Source organism: Ornithinimicrobium humiphilum, assembly GCF_006716885.1.
In the GTDB taxonomy this organism is placed as follows: Bacteria; Actinomycetota; Actinomycetes; order Actinomycetales; family Dermatophilaceae; genus Ornithinicoccus; species Ornithinicoccus humiphilus.
Genome location: NZ_VFPU01000001.1, coordinates 356433 through 376550, shown reverse-complemented (window position 1 = coordinate 376550; position 20118 = coordinate 356433). Strand labels below are relative to the sequence as shown.

The 20118-nt window shown below is 73.9% G+C and carries 16 protein-coding genes; 6 read left to right on the top strand and 10 right to left on the bottom strand.

Going from position 1 to position 20118, the window contains the following annotated elements:
• The first annotated feature begins 159 nt into the window (after positions 1 to 159).
• Both FB476_RS01695 and FB476_RS01690 read left to right on the top strand, forming a co-directional pair.
• Positions 160 to 786: a superoxide dismutase gene (locus FB476_RS01695; RefSeq protein WP_202876872.1), complete on the top strand. Its 627-nt coding sequence runs from the start codon at positions 160 to 162 to the stop codon at positions 784 to 786.
• Between the two features lie 120 nt (positions 787 to 906).
• Positions 907 to 2310 carry a sodium:proton antiporter gene (locus FB476_RS01690; protein ID WP_141817250.1) on the top strand — a complete coding sequence of 468 codons (1404 nt, stop codon included), beginning with the start codon at positions 907 to 909 and terminating at the stop codon, positions 2308 to 2310.
• Positions 2311 to 2322: 12 nt separating this feature from the next.
• Here FB476_RS01690 and FB476_RS01685 read toward each other — a convergent pair whose 3' ends face one another.
• The 7 genes from FB476_RS01685 to FB476_RS01655 all read right to left on the bottom strand — a co-directional run bounded on the left by FB476_RS01685 (position 2323) and on the right by FB476_RS01655 (position 10950).
• Positions 2323 to 2895: a DUF5063 domain-containing protein gene (locus tag FB476_RS01685; RefSeq protein WP_141817249.1), complete on the bottom strand. Its 573-nt coding sequence runs from the start codon at positions 2893 to 2895 to the stop codon at positions 2323 to 2325.
• Positions 2896 to 2941: 46 nt separating this feature from the next.
• Entirely contained in the window at positions 2942 to 3559 is a 618-nt protein-coding gene (gene recR / locus FB476_RS01680; protein WP_141817248.1) for a recombination mediator RecR, read from the bottom strand.
• Between the two features lie 30 nt (positions 3560 to 3589).
• On the bottom strand, positions 3590 to 4261 hold the full coding sequence (locus FB476_RS01675) for an HAD family hydrolase (protein WP_238329505.1): 672 nt from the start codon (positions 4259 to 4261) through the stop codon (positions 3590 to 3592).
• The gene (locus FB476_RS01670; protein WP_141817247.1) at positions 4258 to 4932 is read right to left on the bottom strand and encodes a lysophospholipid acyltransferase family protein; all 675 of its coding nucleotides are present in this window, start codon (positions 4930 to 4932) and stop codon (positions 4258 to 4260) included. The genes FB476_RS01675 and FB476_RS01670 overlap by 4 nt, the downstream gene beginning before the upstream one ends.
• Before the next feature lie 10 nt (positions 4933 to 4942).
• Positions 4943 to 7525 (bottom strand): DNA polymerase III subunit gamma and tau, encoded by a 2583-nt coding sequence (locus FB476_RS01665; RefSeq protein ID WP_141817246.1) that lies wholly within the window; start codon positions 7523 to 7525, stop codon positions 4943 to 4945.
• Between the two features lie 25 nt (positions 7526 to 7550).
• Positions 7551 to 9812, bottom strand: coding sequence for a HelD family protein (locus tag FB476_RS01660; protein WP_141817245.1), 2262 nt, complete (start codon positions 9810 to 9812; stop codon positions 7551 to 7553).
• A 100-nt stretch (positions 9813 to 9912) separates the two neighbouring features.
• Positions 9913 to 10950, bottom strand: coding sequence for a helix-turn-helix transcriptional regulator (locus FB476_RS01655; RefSeq protein WP_141817244.1), 1038 nt, complete (start codon positions 10948 to 10950; stop codon positions 9913 to 9915).
• Between the two features lie 349 nt (positions 10951 to 11299).
• On the opposite strand from FB476_RS01655, the gene purD reads away from it, so the two are divergent.
• Complete coding sequence (purD, locus tag FB476_RS01650) at positions 11300 to 13603, top strand: phosphoribosylamine--glycine ligase (protein ID WP_141817243.1); 2304 nt, start codon at positions 11300 to 11302, stop codon at positions 13601 to 13603.
• A gap of 14 nt (positions 13604 to 13617) precedes the next feature.
• The gene (gene purL, locus FB476_RS01645) at positions 13618 to 17532 is read left to right on the top strand and encodes a phosphoribosylformylglycinamidine synthase (protein WP_141817242.1); all 3915 of its coding nucleotides are present in this window, start codon (positions 13618 to 13620) and stop codon (positions 17530 to 17532) included.
• 17 nt (positions 17533 to 17549) lie between these two features.
• Here the strand turns inward: purL and FB476_RS01640 are convergent, their stop codons facing one another.
• The 3 genes from FB476_RS01640 to FB476_RS01630 are packed head-to-tail and all read right to left on the bottom strand — an operon-like array spanning position 17550 to position 18855.
• Positions 17550 to 17975, bottom strand: a complete 426-nt coding sequence (locus tag FB476_RS01640) for an iron chaperone (protein ID WP_141817241.1) — start codon at positions 17973 to 17975, stop codon at positions 17550 to 17552.
• Positions 17976 to 17998: 23 nt separating this feature from the next.
• Positions 17999 to 18406, bottom strand: a complete 408-nt coding sequence (locus tag FB476_RS01635) for a VOC family protein (protein WP_141817240.1) — start codon at positions 18404 to 18406, stop codon at positions 17999 to 18001.
• 5 nt (positions 18407 to 18411) lie between these two features.
• The gene (locus FB476_RS01630; RefSeq protein WP_238329504.1) at positions 18412 to 18855 is read right to left on the bottom strand and encodes a helix-turn-helix transcriptional regulator; all 444 of its coding nucleotides are present in this window, start codon (positions 18853 to 18855) and stop codon (positions 18412 to 18414) included.
• A gap of 75 nt (positions 18856 to 18930) precedes the next feature.
• Between FB476_RS01630 and FB476_RS01625 the strand changes: the two genes are divergently transcribed.
• Positions 18931 to 19458 (top strand): pyridoxamine 5'-phosphate oxidase family protein, encoded by a 528-nt coding sequence (locus FB476_RS01625; protein ID WP_141817238.1) that lies wholly within the window; start codon positions 18931 to 18933, stop codon positions 19456 to 19458.
• Entirely contained in the window at positions 19455 to 20111 is a 657-nt protein-coding gene (locus FB476_RS01620) for a YdeI/OmpD-associated family protein (RefSeq protein WP_141817237.1), read from the top strand. The genes FB476_RS01625 and FB476_RS01620 overlap by 4 nt, the downstream gene beginning before the upstream one ends.
• The last annotated feature ends 7 nt before the right edge of the window (positions 20112 to 20118 follow it).

Genomic DNA, 20118 nt, shown 5'->3' with positions numbered 1-20118 from the left:
GACGGGCCATCCATGCGGGCGAGGGTGTGCGGTCCACCGGGTCACGGCCGTGGGTCGGTGCCGCCCCGGTGCCCCTCCAGCCTCGTCGGGCGAGGTCAGAGGCCCCGCGTCTATAGTGCAAGGAGCCCGTTGACCGCCACTTCCAAGGAGCGATGTGCAGTGAGCACCTACACCCTTCCCGATCTCGCCTACGACTACGGCGCGCTGGAGCCGCACATCAGCGGCCAGATCATGGAGCTGCACCACAGCAAGCACCACAAGGCCTACGTCGACGGCGCCAACCAGGCGCTGGAGAAGCTGGCCGCCGCGCGCGAGTCCGGCGACTTCGCGACCGTGCCGATGCTCGAGAAGAACCTCGCCTTCAACCTGGGCGGCCACACCAACCACTCGGTGTTCTGGCAGAACATGTCTCCCGAGGGCGGCGGCCGCCCCGAGGGCGAGGTCGGCGCCATGATCGACGACTACTTCGGCTCCTTCGACGGCTTCAAGGGCCAGTTCGAGGCTGCCGGCACCACCATCCAGGGCTCTGGCTGGGCCGTGCTGTCCTGGGACGCCATCTCGCAGCGCCCGCTGATCTTCCAGCTGTGGGACCAGCAGGGCAACGTGCCGATCGGCCAGACCCCGCTGCTCATGCTGGACATGTGGGAGCACGCCTTCTACCTGCAGTACAAGAACGTCAAGGCCGACTACGTCAGCGCCTGGTGGAACGTCGTCAACTGGGCGGACGTCACCCGTCGCCTGGAGACCGCGCGCTCCGCGACCGCGGGTCTGATCAACCCCGCCTGAGGCGACAGCGCCGCACCGCACGGGGCGGAGGGAGCCGCGGCTCCCTCCGCCCCGTGCCGCGTCGGGGGGCCGGAACGCGAGGTCTACCCTGAAGCCTGACCCCTGGGAGGAAGGCAAGGCATGCAGGTGCAGTGGTGGGGCATCATCCCCTTCGTCGTCATGCTGCTCACGATCGCGATCGCCCCGCTGGTGCCGGCGACCCGCGAGCTGTGGGAGCGCCAGCGCGTGCAGCTGCAGGTCTCGCTGCTGCTGGGCCTGCCCGTGGCGATCTGGTTCCTCGCCGCGGGCGAAGGGTCGACGGTCGTGCACTCCCTCGTCGAGTACGGGCAGTTCATCATGCTGCTGCTCGCCCTCTTCGTGGTCTCGGGCGGCATCTACCTGGCCGGCGACATCCGCGCCACGCCCGCGGTCAACACCGCCTTCCTGGGCGTGGGCGCCGTGCTGGCGTCCTTCATCGGCACCACCGGTGCGGCCATGCTGCTCATCCGGCCGCTGCTCAACACCAACGCGGAGCGTTCGCACAAGGTCCACACGGTCGTCTTCGCGATCTTCGTCATCGCCAACACAGGTGGCCTGCTGACCCCCCTGGGCGACCCGCCGCTCTTCCTGGGGATGCTGCGTGGGGTCCCCTTCGAGTGGACCTTCTCGCTCTTCCCGATGTGGCTCTTCGTCAACATCCTGCTGCTGGTGTCCTACTACGGCCTCGACCGGCGCCTCGCGGCCACCGAGACCGAGGAGGCTCTGGCCCTCGACTCCAGCCAGGTCGAGCCGCTGCGCGTGCGCGGCGCCGTGCACTTCCTCTACCTCGCCGCCATCGTCGCCTCGGTGGCCTTCGCGCCGAGCATCGACCTGCACGCCGTCGAGGAGGGTCACGCCCACTGGTGGCAGTGGATCCCCTGGCGCGAGCTGATCATGATCTCCGTGGCGCTGCTCTCGCTGCGCACGGGGCCGCGGACCGCCCGCTACGAGGACAACCGGTTCACCTGGGGCCCGATCCAGGAGGTCGCGGCCATCTTCATCGGCATCTTCCTGACGATGATGCCCGCGCTGCGCTACCTGGCGCAGGTGGCTCCCGAGCTCCCGCTCAACCGGGTCACCTTCTTCGCCTTCACCGGCGGCCTGTCGGCCGTGCTCGACAACGCCCCGACCTACGTCACCTTCTTCGAGATGGCCCGCGAGCTGGGCGGGGAGCCGGCGGTCGCGGGCGTCTACGAGCCGTTCCTGGTCTCGATCAGCCTCGGCGCCGTCTTCTGCGGCGCGATCACCTACATCGGCAACGGCCCCAACTTCATGGTCAAGGCCGTGGCCGACCGTGCCGGGGTCCACATGCCGTCCTTCGGCGGCTACGTGGTGTGGGCCTTCCTCCACCTGGTGCCCGTGCTCGTGGCCATGTCGCTCGTCTTCACGACCGGCGTCCGCTGGGCCCAGGTCGCCGGGTGGGTGCTGGCCGCCGCGCTGGTCGTCCGGGCGCTGCTCCCGCGCCGCGGTCGTCCCAGCGAGGAGAAGACCGAGGTGACGGCATAGGTCGTCCGGTCGTCAGTCGACCGCGTGGAGGGCGGCCATCTCCGCCTCCATGACCTGCTCCTCCTCGGCGTCGAGGCGCACGTGGGAGAGCAGCGTCAGCAGCACGCGCAGTGCGGACGCGGCCCGCTCCCCCCACGAGGAGAGATAGCTGAACTGCCACCACCACATGGCCTCGGTCGGGCGGCCCGCCTCGAAGTGGGCGCGGCCGTGCTCGAGGTCGGCGGCGATGGCCACCAGGTCGGCGGACAGCGAGCCGCTCGTCACCTCGGTGGAGAGGACGGGGTCGACGAGGTCGCAGTAGGGGTCGACGCCCCCGAGCAGCTCGTGGAGCCGGGCGCGGACCTCCTCCAGGTCGCAGTCGGGACCGGGGTCGGGCTCGAAGCGCTCGTCGGGCAGCACGTCGACGAGCGCGCCGACGCGCGCACCGGCCGCGCACAGCTGGCCGACGGCCAGCAGCAGGACCGGCAGGGCGGCGCCCGGGGCCTCCCCCGAGGCCACCTCGTGCAACGAGTCGAAGTAGGCGGACACCTCGGCGTTCATCTGCTCCGCCACAGCGCCCCAGCCCTGGTCCAGCGTCTCGTCCATGACCCCACACTAGGCCAGAACGGCGGGCCCGGCGCGGGGGGAACGGCTAGGCGGAGGGCGTGCCGCCGGAGAGCAGCCGGCGACCCTCGAAGGCCCGCCCGAGGGTCACCTCGTCGGCGTACTCCAGGTCGCCGCCGACGGGGAGCCCGGAGGCCAGCCGGCTGACGCGGACCCCCTCGAAGGGGGTGAGCAGGCGCGCCAGGTACGTCGCGGTCGCCTCGCCCTCGAGGTTGGGGTCGGTCGCGAGGATGACCTCGCTGACCGACCCATCGGCGAGGCGCGCCACGAGCTCGCGGACGCGCAGGTCCTCCGGGCCGACGCCGCCGATGGGGTTGATGGCGCCGCCGAGCACGTGATACCGACCGCGGAACTCGCGGGTGCGCTCGATGGCGGCGACGTCCTGGCTCTGCTCCACGACGCAGATGAGCGAGGCGTCGCGGCGCGGGTCGAGGCAGATGCGGCACTGCTCGGCCTCCGCCACGTTGCCGCAGACCTCGCAGAAGCGGACCTTCTCGCGGATCTGGACGAGGGCGTCCGCGAGCCGCGTGATGTCCTCGGGGTCGGCCGTCAGCAGGTGGAAGGCGATCCGCTGGGCCCCCTTGGGCCCGACGCCGGGCAGCCGGCCGAGCTCGTCGATCAGGTCCTGGACCACACCTTCGTACACAAGGGTCGACTCTACGTCGGCGGACCGCCGCTACCGACCAGGCGCCCCCGGCCCGGCACCGCCGAGGAGGACGGCCCGCAGGGCGGCGACGTCGTCGACCACGTGGTCGGCGGCGTCCAGCACGTCGCGGGTGCCGGCGCCCCAGGTCACGGCTACCGCGACCATGCCAGCGGCGCGGGCCGCCTGGACGTCGACGAGGGCGTCGCCGACGTAGACGCTGCGCGCGGGGTCGACGCCCATGCGGCGGGCACCCTCGAGCAGCGGGGCCGGGTCGGGCTTGTGCGCGCCCGTGTCCTCCATGCCGACGACGTGTTCCACCTCGGGCAGTCCGGTGACCCGCATCCCGCGGATCACCGTGCGTCGGCTCTTGGAGGAGACGACCCCCACCGGGACGCCCTCCTCCAGCAGGTCGGTGACGAGGCCGGCCGCACCCGGCACGGTGCGGATGAGGGCGTCGTGGTGGCTCAGGTTGTGCTCGCGGTAGCGGTGGACCAGCTCCTCGCCACGCCCGGGCGAGAGCTCCTCGAGGACGTCGATCAGGACGCGTCCGATCCAGGAGCGGATGACCGTCTCGTCGGGGGCCGGCTCCAGGTCCAGCCCCAGCACCGTGTGGTGGTAGGACTCGACGATGAGCGGGATGGTGTCGGCGAGGGTGCCGTCGAAGTCGAAGAGCACGCCCCCGCGGGCGTCGGTGGCGCTCACGCGGGCAGGTCGGGCTGGCGCTGGTTGTACTCGCCCGCCCACTCCTGCCCGGACATCGCCAGGATCGCGGCCATCACCTCGTCGGTGAGCTCGCGGCGGGCCCGGCCCTGCGGCATACCGGCGAAGCGGTCACCGACCTCGATGGGACGACCGAACTCGACGCGCACCTTGGCCCGTCGGGGGAGGCGCGCACCGACCGGCTGGATCTGGTCGGTGCCGGTCAGCGCGACCGGCACGATCGGGCAGCCGGACTGCAGCGCGAGCCACGCGACGCCGGTGCGTCCGCGGTAGAGGCGCCCGTCCCGCGAACGGGTGCCCTCGGGGTAGATGCCGAACGCTCCGCCGCCCTGGATGTGGGTCAGGGCGAGGTCGAGCGACTCCTGCGCCGCGCGGGCGTCGTCGCGGTTGACCGGGATCGAGCCCACACCGGTGAACCACTCGCGGCTGATCCAGCCCTTGAGGCCGGTGCCGGTGAAGTACTCGGCCTTGGCGAGGAAGGCCACCTGCCGCGGCGAGGTGAGGGGGATGACGACGCTGTCGACGAAGGACAGGTGGTTGCTCGCGAGGATCACGCCGCCGCTCATGGGCACGTTCTCCCTGCCCACGACCTCGGGTCGCCAGATCGCCGTCGCCAGGGGCGTGACGACCGGGTGCAGCAGCTCGTAGAGCATGACCGTCCTTTCAGCCGACGATGTCGTCGTTGATGGCGATGACGGTACCGCCCAGCACCTGCTCGATCACCGGCTGACCCACGACGCCGGAGGACGCGAGGTCCTCGTCGTCGTCGCTCGGGGCGTCGCCGTAGCCCGACCCGCCCTGCGGTGCGGTGGCCTGGGGCGGGGCCTGCGGGGCGCGGGGGCCCGACGGCTGCGGGGCGGGTGCGTCGCCCGGCGCGGCCGAGGCCCACGCGGGCGCCGCGGTGCTGCGCGTCTGCTGCGACCAGTCCGGCCCGTCGGCGGCGGCCGGGGCCCGCCGACCGGCACCGAGCTGGTCGGCCATCGAGGGCTCGGGGCCGGCGGGCGACCCGCTGGACGGAGCGCCGGTGGCCGGGCCCGGCGCTCCGGTGGTCGGTGCCAGGGGTCGTGTCGGCGCTGGGGGGCGCGGGCCCGGTGCGGCGGCGACGCCGGAGGGGTTGGCCCGGGTGCGGATGCGCACGCCGGGCGGCGGGCCGTCACCCGACGGCGGCTGCCACTGCGGCGGGCCCGCGGGAGGCTCGGCGGCTGCCGGGGCCGGGCTGTCGGGGACGACCGCCGCAACGGGGCCCGTCGGTGACGGACCGGCGGACGGTCGTCCCCCCGGAGCAGGGCCCGCGGGGCCCGGGCCGGAGCTCGTGCCCGTGGGAGCCGGACCGGATCTCGGGCCCGTGGGAGCCGGGCCGGAGGGGGCGGGCGCACCGCCGGAAGGGGCGCCGCTGGGGCGTGCCGGACCACCGGGACCCGTCGGGCCGGCCGGACCGGAGGGAGGCGCCTGCCCGCCCGCGGGGCCACCCGGACCCGCCACGACGGCCTCGATGCGGGTGTCGAGGGCGATGGCCTCGATGAGGGCCTGGCGCAGCGCCTCGGAGTGCTGGGTGCCGATGAAGTGGCGGATCCAGTTCTCGTCCGGCATACCGAGCAGCACCCGGCGGCCGTCGTAGTCGAGCAGCACCGCCATCTGCAGGCCGCTCCACGTGCGCCGGCTGATCTCCTTGACCCGCTCCAGCACGTCGGGCCACTGGCGGCGCAGGGCGGCGGTGTCGAGGGCACCGGGGGCGGCGGGCTGCTGCTGGGCGGCGGGGCCCTGGCCCGCGGGCTGCGGAGCACCCTGGGCGGCACCGGGGCCAGCGGCGGGCCCCTGGGCGGGCGTCGGCGACTCCGGGGCGGCCGGGCGACCGGCAGGAGCCGCAGCACCCTGCGGAGCCTGACCGCCCTGCGGACCCGGGCCACCCTGCGGAGCCTGACCGCCCTGTGCCGGAGCGGGCTGCCGGGCGTGCGCGGGCTGCCCTGCGGGCGCGGGCTGCGACGTCGGTGCGGGCTGCGGGGCGGCCGGCCGGGTCTGCTGGACCTGCGGACGGCTCGTGGCAGCGGGGCCCGCAGCAGCCGGTGCGGCAGAGCCGTCCGCGGCCGTGAGGCGACGCTCGATGCGGTCCAGGCGTGCGCCATACCCCTCCTCGCCGGAGGCGGCGGGGAGCAGGAGGCGGGCGACGAGCAGCTCGAGCAGCAGGCGGGTGGAGACCGCGCCGCCCATCTCGGACAACCCGCGGCTGATGATGTCGGCGGCGCGGGAGAGGGCCTCGGGCCCCTGCACCGCGGCCTGGTGGCGCATCCGCTCGATCTGGTCGGCGGGCAGGCCGGGGAGCAGGCCGGCCGCGGCCGCGGAGTCACCCACGGCCGCGAGCACGATGAGGTCGCGATAGCGCTCCAGCAGGTCCTCGACGAAGCGGCGCGGGTCGTGGCCCGAGCTCATCACCTTGTCGACCTGGGCGAAGACGGTGGCCGCGTCGCCCGCCGCGACGGCGTCGACGACCGCGTCGAGCAGCTCGACGTCGGTGAAGCCGAGCAGCGCTGCCGTGCGCTCGTAGGTCAGGCCCTCGGCACCGGCGCCCGAGATGAGCTGGTCGAGGACCGAGAGCGAGTCACGCACCGACCCGCCACCGGCACGGGTGACGAAGGACAGCACGCCCGGCTCCAGGCTCACGCCCTCCCGCTCGCAGACCTGCTCGAGATAGCCGGTCAGGCGCTGCGGCGGCACGAGGTGGAAGGGGTAGTGGTGGGTGCGCGAGCGGATGGTCGCGAGGACCTTCTCCGGCTCCGTCGTCGCGAAGATGAACTTCACGTGCGGCGGCGGCTCCTCGACGACCTTGAGCAGGGCGTTGAAGCCGTTGGGCGTCACCATGTGCGCCTCGTCGATGATGTAGACCTTGTAGCGCGACTGGGCCGGCCCGAAGGCCGCGCGCTCGCGCAGGTCACGGGCGTCGTCGACGCCGCCGTGGCTGGCCGCGTCGATCTCGATGACGTCGACCGAGCCGGCGCCGTCACGTGCCAGGGCGACGCACGAGTCGCAGGTGCCGCAGGGCTCCGGCGTGGGCCCCTCCTCGCAGTTGAGGCAGCGGGCCAGGATCCGGGCGCTGGTGGTCTTGCCGCACCCGCGGGGACCGGAGAACAGGTAGGCGTGGTTGACCCGCCCCGAGCGCAGCGCCTGCATGAGCGGCTCGGTGACGTGCTCCTGCCCGATGACGTCGGCGAAGGACTCGGGACGGTATCGGCGGTACAGCGCGGTGCTCACGGCTCGACCCTAGTCGCCGGGACCCTCACGCCCGAGCCCCGTCCACAGGACGCAGGACGGTCATCCGGTGCGCCGCCCGGGTGAGGACCACGTAGAGCGCGCGGACGCCGCCGGGCGACTCCGCGACGATCTCGTCGGGGTCCACGACGAGGGTGGCGTCGTACTCCAGACCCTTGGTGGACAGCGGGTCGATGACCAGCACGCGGTCGGCCAGCGCCTCCAGGCCGGAGAGCTGCTCGCGCCAGGCGGCGGGCGCGATGATCGCGACCGACCCGTCGACCTCGCCGAGCAGGTCGTCGACCGCCTCGCGGGCGGCCTCGACGACGCCCTCGGGGGCGCAGGTGAGCTCCTCCGGCAGGTGCCCGGTCTCGCGGACCGCCCGCGGGATGTCCGCGTCCGGCACGTGCTCCTGGATGACGGCCGCGGCGTGGTCGAAGATCTCGCGGGCGTTGCGGTAGTTGGTGTCCATGTGGAAGCTCCGGCGCACGTTGCTGCCGAAGGCCTCCTCCCGCGCGCGGGCGGACTCCTCCAGGTCGTCCCACGACGCCTGCGCGAGGTCGCCCACGACGGTCCACGACGCCCAGCGGCCGCGCCGGCCGAGCATCCGCCACTGCATCGGCGAGAGGTCCTGGGCCTCGTCCACGAGCACGTGGGCGTACTCCTCCGCGCCGCCGAGACGCCCGGCGAGCAGCCGGGTGCGCGGGTCGCGGGAGAGGCGCTGGGAGGCGGTCGCCTCCACGGCCACGGCGACGGGGTTGCCGTCCTCGTCCAGGACCGGGCCGGCGGGGCGAGCGGCGCCCTCGCTGCCGAGACGGATGGCGGCGACGCCGTACTGCGAGGCGTCGTCGAGCTCCTCGATCTCGTAGAAGCCGCGCTCCTCGCTCGGCAGGTCGACGACCGGCCCGAGCCGGGCGTGGAGGTCGTCCACGAGCGCGACGTCGGCGACGGTCCACTCGCCGTCCTCGAGGGCGCGCTGGTAGGACTCGGCCAGCAGCCGTGCCTCGTCCGCGCTCACCACCCCGAGCCGACGGACCAGCTGCTCGTCGGCGAGCCACAGCAGCACCTCGCGGGGATCGACCGGGCGCCACCACTGGCGCACGAAGGCCTCGACGTCGCTGGAGTCGGTGAACCGGTCGACGAACTCGGCGCGCTCCCCGTGCTGCACCTGCTCCCAGGCCAGCGCGGCCAGGGCGTCGACGGCGGCGTCGTAGGAGGTGTTGCGGTGGTGGTGCCGCAGCACCTGGGAGCGAGCGCGGCGCAGGTGCTCCTCGGTGAGCCGCACCGCGTGACCGCCGACGAAGACGCGCAGCTGGGTCGGCGCGTCCGGGATCGGCTCGCGGGACAGCCGCGCGAGCAGCTGGCGGATGCGCAACGACCCCTTGACCGCGGCGGTCGCCGGCGGGTCGAGCCGCGTGGCCGTCATCCCCGCGACGACGTCGCCCAGGCTGCGCAGCACCACGCTGTCCTCGCCGAGCGAGGGCAGGACGCGCTCGATGTATGCCGTGTAGGCGGCGGACGGACCGACGACGAGGACGCCGCCGCCCTCGTAGCGGCGACGGTCGGAGTAGAGCAGGTAGGCGGCGCGGTGGAGCGCGACGACCGTCTTGCCCGTGCCCGGACCCCCGGTGATCTCGGTGACGCCGCGGGCAGGGGCGCGGATGGCCTCGTCCTGGTGCTGCTGGATGGTGGCGACGATGTCGCGCATGCGGGTGCCGCGGCTGCGCGTCAGCGCCGCCATGAGCGCACCGTCACCGACGACGACGATGTCCTCCGGCGGGTCGGCGACCATGAGGTCGTCCTCGACGCCGACGACGCGCTCGCCCTGGCAGCGCAGCACGCGGCGGCGGATCACGCCCTGGGGGTCGACCGGCGTCGCGCGGTAGAAGGGCGCCGCGGCCGGGGCGCGCCAGTCCACGACCAGGGGCTCGTAGTCGTCGTCGCGCACGCCGAGGCGTCCGACGTAGCGGATCTCGCGTCCGGCCGCCGGACCGCCCCCCGTGTGCTCGAGGTCGAGGCGGCCGAAGACCAGACCCTCGTGCTGGTGCTCGAGGGAGGCGCGGCGCTTGCTCGCGGAGTAGACGAGGGCGTCGCGCTCGAAGAGCCCGGCGAGCTCCTCCTCGCGCGGGTCGCCGGTGCCGCGGCGGTCGGTCTGGCCGCGCTGCATACCCTCCGCGTGCACGAGCTCCGCCCGCTGAGCCGCCTTGGCGAGCTCGGCGTAGACCCGGTCGACGTGCTCCTGCTCGGCCGCGATCTCGGCCTCGACGAGGTCGTTCGTCGTGGTGCTCACTCGCCCACCCTTCGTCCGACGTCCATCGCCGGGCGGTCCTCCACCACCCCTGGCAAAGGGATAACTCTAACGCCTGCGGGACCGGGCCCGGCGCAGGGATTCAGAGCCAGCCGCGGCGCGCGGCCTGCACCCCGGCCTGGAAACGGGTGGCCGCGCCGAGATGGTCCATGAGGTAGCGGACGCGGCGTTCCACGGTGCGCACGGACACCCCCGTCTGACGGGCGATGACCTGGTCGCTGGCACCGCTGGTGAGCAGGGCGAGGATGCGCTGGTCGCGCTCGGGCAGCGGCAGGCGCGCCTCCCCCTGCGCCGCCTCGCGCAGGTGGCGGCCGTAGGGGGTCGAGAGCCCCCAGACCACCTCGAGCAGCCGGCTGATCGCCTGGACGGCCGCCGGGAGCTCCACCGCGATCGAGCCCTCCGCGTCCCGTTCGAGGGCGGTGAGGTCGACCACCGCCGCGGTCGAGTCCGCGACCAGGATCGAGAACGGCATCCCCGTCGCGACCCCGACCGCGTGACCGGCGGCCCTGCTCCGGTCGAGGTGGAGGAGGGCGGCCTCGTCGTCGAGCATCGCCGTGTCCAGGACGACGCGGCGGCGGACCCCGTCGCGCACCGCGAGCAGGTCCGGGTCGAGCAGGGCCTCCTCGAGCAGGCGGCGGGCCGCCGGGGACGCGTCGACGGCCCACCAGAGGCGGGAGGTCGCGGTCCGGTGCAGCAGGGCCAGCCGTTCGGCGACGGCCTCCGGACCGAGCAGCAGCTCCAGGCCCTCGAGCGTCCGGGCGGGCGCCTCGCCGGCCGCGCGCCGCCAGAGCGCCTCGACCTGCATCGCGGTGGCCCGGGTCGTCTCCATGCGCCGCTCGACCGCTGCAGCGTAGCGGGGCATCGACTCGCTCGGGGGCACCACGCGCCAGGTGTCCGCGTCGTCGGTCGCGGCGAGCAGGCCGCGGGCGACCAGCTCGCGGGTGCCGACCTCGATCTCCTCGGCGTCGAACTCGCCCCCGGCGAGCAGCCGGGCCCGGGTCGGCGTGCGGAGCCGGATGGCGTTGACGTAGAGGGCGCTGACGAAGTCCTCGTAGGCCTCGCCGTAGGCGTTCCAGGACGTCGGGCGCCCCGTGCGCGCGGTCCTCTCGTCAGCCTCCACGGCGCACATCATGGCGGATTTCCGTCAATGTCGCGAACCCGTCAGAGCACGACGTGACATCCCCGCCACCGTGTGTCACTCTGAGGGGACCGACCTCGGTCGGCGCAGGGACCGTGCGAGTCGCCGGGCAGCCCCCCATCAGCCTGGCAGACCCTGCCCTGTGACGTGGCCCTCCTGGGAGTTACCCCCCTGCCTTCCAGGAGGGCCACTTCTTTGCCCTCGGGGCCCTCCTGCGGCGCCGCGGCCGTCGGCCCGCCCCGCCGACCGTCGCCCCCGCCCCGCCTGCAGGTGTGCACCACCCCCTGTCCGCGGCAGAGGCACCCAGCGCGCGCCGGTAGGCTCGACCGGCGTGAAGGTCCTCCTGCTCGGTTCCGGTGCCCGGGAGCACGCCCTGGCCCGCTCGCTCGCCGCCGACCCCGACGTCGAGAAGCTGACGGCACTGCCCGGCAACCCCGGCATCGCCGCGGTCGCCCGCTGCCTGCCCGGCGATCCCGCCGACCCCACCGCCGTGACCGAGCTGGCCCGCTCGCTGGGCGTCGACCTCGTGGTCGTCGGCCCGGAGGCGCCCCTCGTGGCCGGTGTCGCCGACGCGCTCGCCGCGGCCGGGATCGCCTGCTTCGGCCCGACGGCCGCCGCCGCCCGGCTGGAGGGCAGCAAGGCCTTCGCCAAGGAGGTCATGGCCGCCGCCGGCGTGCCGACCGCCGCCGCCCACGTGTGCACCGACCTCGACCAGGTCCGGGCCGCCCTCGACGTCACGGGAGCCCCCTACGTCGTCAAGGAGGACGGCCTCGCCGCCGGCAAGGGCGTCGTCGTGACCGACGACCGCGACGCCGCGCTGGAGCATGCCGCTGCCTGCCTGTCCGGCGAGGGCGGGCAGGTCGTCGTCGAGGACTACCTCGACGGCCCCGAGGTCTCGCTCTTCTGCCTCGCCGACGGCAGCACCGTGGTGCCGCTCGCTCCCGCCCAGGACTTCAAGCGGGTCGGTGACGGCGACGAGGGCCCCAACACCGGCGGCATGGGCGCCTACACCCCGCTCTCCTGGGCGCCCGCGGGCCTCGTCGAGGAGGTCGTCGCGACCGTCGCCCAGCCGACCGTCGAGGAGATGGCCCGCCGCGGCACGCCCTTCACCGGCGTCCTCTACGTCGGGCTCGCGCTCTGCGCCGAGGGCCCCCGCGTGGTCGAGTTCAACGCCCGCTTCGGCGACCCCGAGACCCAGTCCGTCCTCGCCCGCCTGCGCACCCCGCTCGCGGGCGTCCTCATGGCCGCGGCCCAGGGCCGGCTGGCCGAGCTCGCGCCGCTGCGGTGGTCCGAGCAGAGCAGCGTGACGGTCGTGGTGGCCGCCGACGGCTATCCCGCCTCGCCCCGGACCGGTGACGAGATCACCGGGCTCGAGGAGGCCGAGGCCGTCGAGGGCGTGCACGTCCTCCAGGCCGGCACGCGCGAGGTCGACGGCCGGCTGGTCTCCTCGGGCGGGCGCGTGCTCAGCGTCGTGGCCCTCGGCGACGACCTCGTCGCCGCCCGCGAGCGCGCCTACGCCGCGGCGGACCGCCTCCACCTCGCCGGCTCGCACGCGCGCACCGACATCGCCCTGGCCGCCGCGGAGGGCCGTGTGCACGTGCCCTCCCGCCCGGCCCCAGACACCAAGACCCCGGAGGTACCCGTGGAGCTGCCCGGCCACGAGCTCGTCTACACCGGCAAGGTGCGGGGCCTCTACGCCCCGCTCGACCCCGCGACCGGCGAGCGCGACGCCTCGCGGCTGCTGCTCGTCGCCTCCGACCGGATCAGCGCCTACGACCACGTCCTGGACACCCCGATCCCCGACAAGGGGACGGTCCTCACCCAGCTCTCGCTGTGGTGGATCGACCAGCTCGCCGACGTCCTCGACCTCCCCCACCACGTGGTCTCCACCGACGTGCCGGCCGAGGTCGCCGGGCGCGCGATCTACGTGCGCCGGCTGCGGATGCTCCCGGTCGAGTGCGTCGCCCGTGCCTTCCTCACCGGCGGCGGCCTGGCGGAGTATGCCGCCACCCGCTCGGTCTCCGGCGTGCGCCTGCCGGAAGGCCTCAGCGACGGCTCCCGGCTGCCCGCCCCGATCTTCACCCCGAGCACCAAGGCCCCGGTCGGCGAGCACGACCAGCCGATCTCCTACGAGCAGGTCGTGGAGATCGTCGGGCCACGGCTGGCCGAGCGGCTGCGCGACCTGACGGTGACGATCCTGCAGCACGGCAACGAGATCGCCGGCCAGCGCGGCATCCTCATCGCCGACACCAAGGTAGAGTTCGGCGTCGACCCCGCCCAGCTCGCCGAGGCCCTCGGCATCTCCGTCGAGCAGGCGCTCGAGGGCGAGGTCGACTGGGCCGCGGTCGACCCGGACGTCGTCGACGTCGTCCTGGCCGACGAGGTGCTCACCCCCGACTCCTCGCGCTTCTGGCGCGCCAGCGAGTGGGAGCCCGGCCGCCCGCAGACGTCCTACGACAAGCAGGTGCTCCGCGACTGGCTGACCTCGCCCGCCAGCGGCTGGGACCGGGCCTCCGACACGCCCCCGCCAGCCCTGCCGGACGAGGTGGTGGAGCTCACCCGGGCCCGCTACGTCGAGGCCTACGAGAACCTCACCGGCCAGCCGTTCACCGTTCCCTCTCCCTCCGCCTCCTGAAGGAGACTGCCCCGATGGCCGTCCACGACTACTGGCTGACGACGTTCGCGGGCGGGTCGGCCCTCTCCGACTTCCGGGCGCGGGCGCTGCTGCGCCGCCTGCAGGACGTGGCCGACCAGGTCACCGGCGTGTCCGCGCGCCACGTGCACTGGGTGGCCGCCGACGCGGAGCTGCCGGCCGGCGACCTGGAGCGGCTCGGCGCGCTCCTCACCTACGGCGACCCGTGGACCGGGCCGACCGACGCGGGCGTGCTCGTCGTCGTCGCCCCGCGCCTGGGCACCATCTCGCCGTGGGCCAGCAAGGCGACCGACATCGTCCACAACTGCGGGATCGACATCCACCGGGTCGAGCGGGTCACCGAGTACACCCTCGCGCTGGCCCCCGGCACCGGCCTGGACGAGGAGACCTGGCAGCGCTGCGCCCGCGTGCTCCACGACCGGATGACCGAGACCGTGCTCGCCACCCGCGAGGAGGCCGCGGTGCTCTTCGCCGAGCGCGAGGCCGCGCCGATGGAGCAGGTCGACGTGCTGGGCCGCGGGCGCGAGGCGCTCGTCGAGGCCGACGCCGCCTGGGGCCTGGCCCTGGCACCGGACGAGATCGACTACCTCGTCGAGGCCTTCACCGGTCTGGGCCGCAATCCCACCGACGTCGAGCTGACGATGTTCGCGCAGGCCAACTCCGAGCACTGCCGGCACAAGATCTTCAACGCCGACTTCATCCTCGACGGCGAGGCCCAGCCGCGCTCGCTCTTCGGGATGATCCGCCACACCGAGGCCAGCAACCCGCAGGGCACGGTCGTCGCCTACAAGGACAACGCCTCCGTCATCGAGGGCGGCCGCATCACCCGCTGGCTGCCCGAGCGGGTCGACCCCGGCACCCCCGAGCTCCCGGCCGGCCCGGGCCGCTGGACCGCCCGCGAGGAGGACGTCCACGTCCTCATGAAGGTGGAGACCCACAACCACCCGACGGCGATCTCCCCGTTCGCGGGGGCGGCCACCGGCGCGGGCGGCGAGATCCGCGACGAGGGCGCGACCGGCCGCGGCAGCGCGCCCAAGGCCGGCCTGACGGGCTTCGCGGTGTCGGCGCTGCGGCTGCCCGGCACGGACGAGCCGTGGGAGGCCGACGACTACGGCCGGCCCGAGCACATCGCCAGCCCGCTCGACATCATGCTCGAGGGCCCGATCGGAGCCGCCGCCTTCAACAACGAGTTCGGCCGCCCCGGCCTGGGCGGCTTCTTCCGGGTCTACGAGCAGACGGTCGACGGCGTCCGCCGTGGCTACCACAAGCCGATCATGAGCGCCGGCGGCCTGGGCTCGATCAGCGCCTCGCAGACCGAGAAGATCCGCTTCGCCCCGGGCACCCTGCTGGTGCAGATCGGCGGGCCGGGCATGCGCATCGGCATGGGCGGCGGCGCCGCCAGCTCGATGGCCTCCGGCGTCAACGCCGCCGAGCTCGACTTCGACTCGGTGCAGCGCGGCAACCCCGAGATGCAGCGGCGCGCGCAGGAGGTCATCCTCCAGTGCGCGGCGATGGGCGAGGACAACCCCGTGCTGGCCATCCACGACGTCGGCGCGGGTGGCCTGTCCAACGCCTTCCCCGAGCTCGTCGACGACGCCGGGCTGGGCGCCCGCTTCGACCTGTCGGCGGTGCCGCTGGAGGAGTCCGGCCTGGCGCCCAAGGAGATCTGGTCCAACGAGAGCCAGGAGCGCTACGTCCTGGCGCTCGACCCCGACGCGCTGCCGGCCTTCGCCGCGCTCTGCGAGCGGGAGCGCTGCCCCTACGCCGTGGTCGGTGTCGCGACCGGCGAGCCGCAGCTGGTGCTCGAGCAGGAGGAGCCGCCGGTGCAGGCGGTCGACATGCCGATGGAGGTCCTCCTGGGCAAGCCCCCGCGCATGACCCGCGACGCCACCCGCCTGCGCCGCGCCACCCCCGAGCTGGACCTCTCCGGCCTGCACGCCGATGCCGTGCGCGACGCGGCCTACGCCGTGCTGCGCCACCCGACGGTCGCCTCCAAGCGCTTCCTCGTCACCATCGCCGACCGCACCGTCGGCGGCCTGAGCCACCGCGACCAGATGGTCGGCCCGTGGCAGGTGCCGGTGGCCGACGTCGCCGTCACGCTCTCCGACCTCGTCGGTCTGGCCGGTCAGGCGATGTCCAGCGGGGAGCGTATGCCGCTCGCCGCCGTCGACGCGCCCGCGTCCGGGCGGATGGCGGTCGGCGAGGCGCTCACCAACCTGCTCGCGGCGCCGGTGCTCGGCCTCGACCGGGTCAAGCTGTCCTGCAACTGGATGGCCGCCGCGGGCGAGCCGGGCGAGGACGCCGCGCTCTACGACACCGTGCACGCGGTCGCGATGGAGCTGTGCCCCGCCCTGGGCGTCTCCGTCCCCGTCGGCAAGGACTCGTTGTCCATGCGCACCACCTGGGCCGACGAGGAGGGCACGACCCGGCAGGTCGTCTCCCCCGTCTCGCTCGTCGTCTCGGCCTTCGCCTCGCTGCCGGACGTGCGCGGCACCTGGACGCCGCAGCTGCTCCCCGGCTCCGCGCTCGTGCTCGTGGACCTCGGCGCCGGCCGTGACCGCCTCGGCGGCTCCGTGCTGGCGCAGGTGCGGGGCGAGTTCGGCGGCACCGTCCCGGACCTGGACGACCCGCAGCGCCTCGTCGTGCTCACGGCCGCCCTGGCCGAGCTGCGCGAGCACGACCTGGTCACGGCCTACCACGACCGCTCCGACGGCGGCCTGTGGGCGGCGGCCTGCGAGATGGCCTTCGCCGGTGCCGTGGGCGTCGAGCTCGAGGTGGGCTCGGTGCCCGCGCTCTTCGCCGAGGAGCTCGGCGTCGTCCTCGGCGTGCCGCTCGACCGGGTGGACGCCGTGACGGAGGTGCTGGGCCGGCACGGACTGGGCGACCTCGCGACGACGGTGGGCCGCACGGCCGACGAGCGCCGGGTGACCGTGCTCGTGGACGGCGAGCCGCTGCTCGGGGAGCCTGTGCGCGAGCTGGCGCAGGCGTGGGACGAGGTCTCGTGGCGCATCAGCGCGCTGCGCGACAACCCCGACTGCGCCGACGAGGAGCACGCCGCCTTCGCCGCCGACGGGGACCCCGGCCTGCAGGTCAGCCCGACCTTCGACCCGCGCGAGGACGTCGCGGCCCCCTACGTCAACCTCGGGGCCCGGCCCCGGGTGGCGATCCTGCGCGAGCAGGGGGTCAACTCCCACGTCGAGACCGCCTTCGCCTTCGACCGGGCCGGCTTCGAGACCTACGACGTGCACATGACCGACCTGCAGGCGGGCCGCTTCGACCTCGCCGACGTCGTCGGCCTCGTCGCCTGCGGCGGTTTCTCCTACGGCGACACGCTCGGGGCCGGCGAGGGCTGGGCCCGCTCGGTGCTCTTCAACGAGCGCCTGCTGGAGGGCTTCACGACCTTCTTCGCCCGTGACGACACCTTCGGCCTCGGCATCTGCAACGGGTGCCAGATGTTCGCGGCGCTGGCCGACCTCATCCCCGGGGCGGACGCGTGGCCCCGCTTCACCCGCAACCGCAGCGAGCAGTACGAGGCGCGCCTCTCGATGGTCGAGGTGCTCGAGAGCCCGTCGGTCTTCTTCACCGGCATGGCGGGCTCCCGGTTGCCGATCGCGGTGGCGCACGGCGAGGGCTTCGCCAACTTCGACGCCCGCGGCGACCGGTCCGCGGTGCAGGTGGCGGCGCGCTTCGTCACCACCACGGGCGAGGTCGCGACCAGCTATCCGGCCAACCCCAACGGCTCGCCCGAGGGCATCACCGCGGTGACGACCCCGGACGGCCGGTTCACGGCGCTCATGCCGCACCCCGAGCGGGTGCAGCGCAACGTGCAGATGTCGTGGACGTCCGGGCCGCTCGACGAGGCCAGCCCCTGGCTGCGGATGTTCCGCAACGCCAGGGTGTGGGTGGGCTGACGGGCCACGCCGGCCCCTCAGTCGGTGGCGACGGCCCGGCGCACCAGCTCGCGGAGCTTCTTCTCCTCGGCGTCGCCGAGGCGGGTGACCGCCCATCCGGTGGGCCACATGGTGCCCTCGTCCAGGTTGGCCGCCTCGTCGAAGCCGATCGTGGAGTAGCGCGCGTCGAACTTCGAGGCGCCCTGGAAGAACACGACGATCTTGCCGGCCTCGTTCGCGTAGGCGGGCATGCCGTACCACGTCTTCGCCGTCAGGTGCGGCGCCTCCTCCTTGACGATCTCGTGGACCTTGCGGGCGAGAACCTGCTCGTCCTCGGGCATCTCGGCGATCTTGGCCATCACCGCCTGCTCGAGCTTGTCCTTCTTCTGGCTCGCCTTGAGCTCGGCCGCTCGCTCCTTGATGGCCTTCTTCTCGGCCGCGGACAGGGTGGTGGTCTCTGCCATGAGGGTCTGCTCTCGTGTCAGAGTCAGGCCTGCTGGATGCGGATCGAGTTGCCGGCGGGGTCGCGGACCGCGAAGTCGCGGGCGCCCCAGTCCTGGTCCATCGGCTCCTGCATGATGTCGGCGCCGCTGGCCTGGACCTTCTCGAAGAGGGCGTCCAGGTCGGTGGACGCGAGGTTGATGCCGGCGTAGGTGCCCTTGGCCATCATCTCGGCGATGACCGCGCGCTCCTCCTCACTGATCCCCGGGTCGACCGCGGGCGGGTGCAGCACGATGGAGGTCTGCGGCTGGTTGGGCGGGCCGACGGTGATCCAGCGCATGGTGCCCTGGCCGACGTCGCCGCGGACCTCGAAGCCGAGGACGTCGCGGTAGAACGCCAGCGAGGCCTCCGGGTCGTCGGCGGGCAGGAAGCTCGAGGAGATCGTGATGTCCATGTCGATCACGGTAGGCGTGTGGTCGGCAGCGGCGCTTCTCGATTCCTGATCGGTCGGGTGACCCGCTTCGTCACGCACGGGGGTATGGAGAGCAGCTCGGCGTCGCGCCGGTAGACGCTCGGGGGCATGCCCACGAGCTCGGAGAAGCGGGTGCTGAAGGTGCCGAGGGAGGAGAAACCGACCTCGAAGCAGATGTCCGTGACGCTGAGGTCGCCGCGGCGCAGGAGCGTCATCGCGCGTTCGATGCGACGGGTCATGAGGTAGGAGTAGGGCGACTCGCCGTAGGCCTCCCGGAACTGCCGTGACAGGTGACCCGCGGACATGTGCACCTCGCGCGCCAGCGCGGGCACGTCGAGCGGCTGGGCGTAGTCGCGGTCGATGCGGTCGCGGACCCGACGCAGGGCCGCCAGGTCCCGCAGCCGTTGCTCGGTCGGCGGTCGGGGTGCCACCCGATGCATGATGTCATCCGGTCGGGTCCTGCGCAGGTCTCCCACGGTGTCGGTCCCCGGGTCTACGGTCGAGGGATGGAGACGACACCGAGAGCGACACCGACGTCGAGCCGGCCCGAGTTCCCCGAGGGCTACGGCCTCCCGGAGACCACCGACGGTCTCCTGACCTGGGATCAGGTCGAGCCACGGCTGCGCGACGCGCAGCACTACTGGATCTCCAGCGTGCGGCCGGACGGGCGGCCGCACTCCGTGCCCCGCTGGGGCGTCTGGTTCGACGGCCGGTTCTGGTACGACGGTGCGCCGACGACCCGGCACACCCGCAACGTGGAGCACAACCCGGCCGTCACGCTCACGCTGGAGAGCGGCACCGAGGTGGTGATCGTCGAGGGCGAGTCGCACGCCACCCGTGTCGACCCCGACGACCTGGGCGGACGGTTGTCCGAGGCCTTCGGCAAGTACGCCGCGGCCGGCTACACGCCGGCGCCCGACTCGTGGGCGGGCGAGGACGGCGGCGGCCTGCGCGTGATCACGCCGGGCCGGGTGCTCGCGTGGTTCGACTTCCCGAACGACTGCACACGCTTCAGCTTTCCGTCGTCCGCATGACCGTCGGCTGGGTCGAGGGAGGCACGCCGGAGCGTCCCGCGATCTTCTTCTCCGGCCCCGACGCCTTCCGCGCCTGGCTGGAGGAGCACCACGCCACCGCCGACGAGCTGTGGATGGGGCTCTGGAAGAAGCACGTGCCGGTCCGGGGACTGACCTGGGAGGAGGCGGTGCCGGTCGCGCTCTGCTTCGGGTGGATCGACTCCGTCAGCCAGCGCATCGACGACGACGCGCGCCGCCAGCGGTGGACGCCCCGCCGGCCCGGGAGCCGCTGGAGCGCCGTCAACGTCGCGCACGTCGAGCGGCTGCAGGCCCAGGGCCTGATGCGGCCCGAGGGCCTGGTGGTCTTCGAGGCCCGACGCGAGCGCACCGGCTACTCCTACGGCCCGGAGGAGCTGGCGCCGGACGAGCTCGCCGCCCTGGAGGCCGTCCCGGCCGCCGCGGCGTTCTGGGCGGCGGCCACGGCGGGCTACCGCCGGGTGGTGGCGGTCTGGCTGCACGACGCCAAGCAGGAGACGACCCGGCAGCGGCGGCTGCAGCAGCTGGTCCAGGACAGCGCGGCCGGGCAACTGGTGCCGCCGCAGCGCTACGGCGAGGTCCCGGCGTGGGTCGCCCGGGCCGCGGCGGCCGCCCGGGAGGCCGGCGGGTCGGGCTGACCCCGCC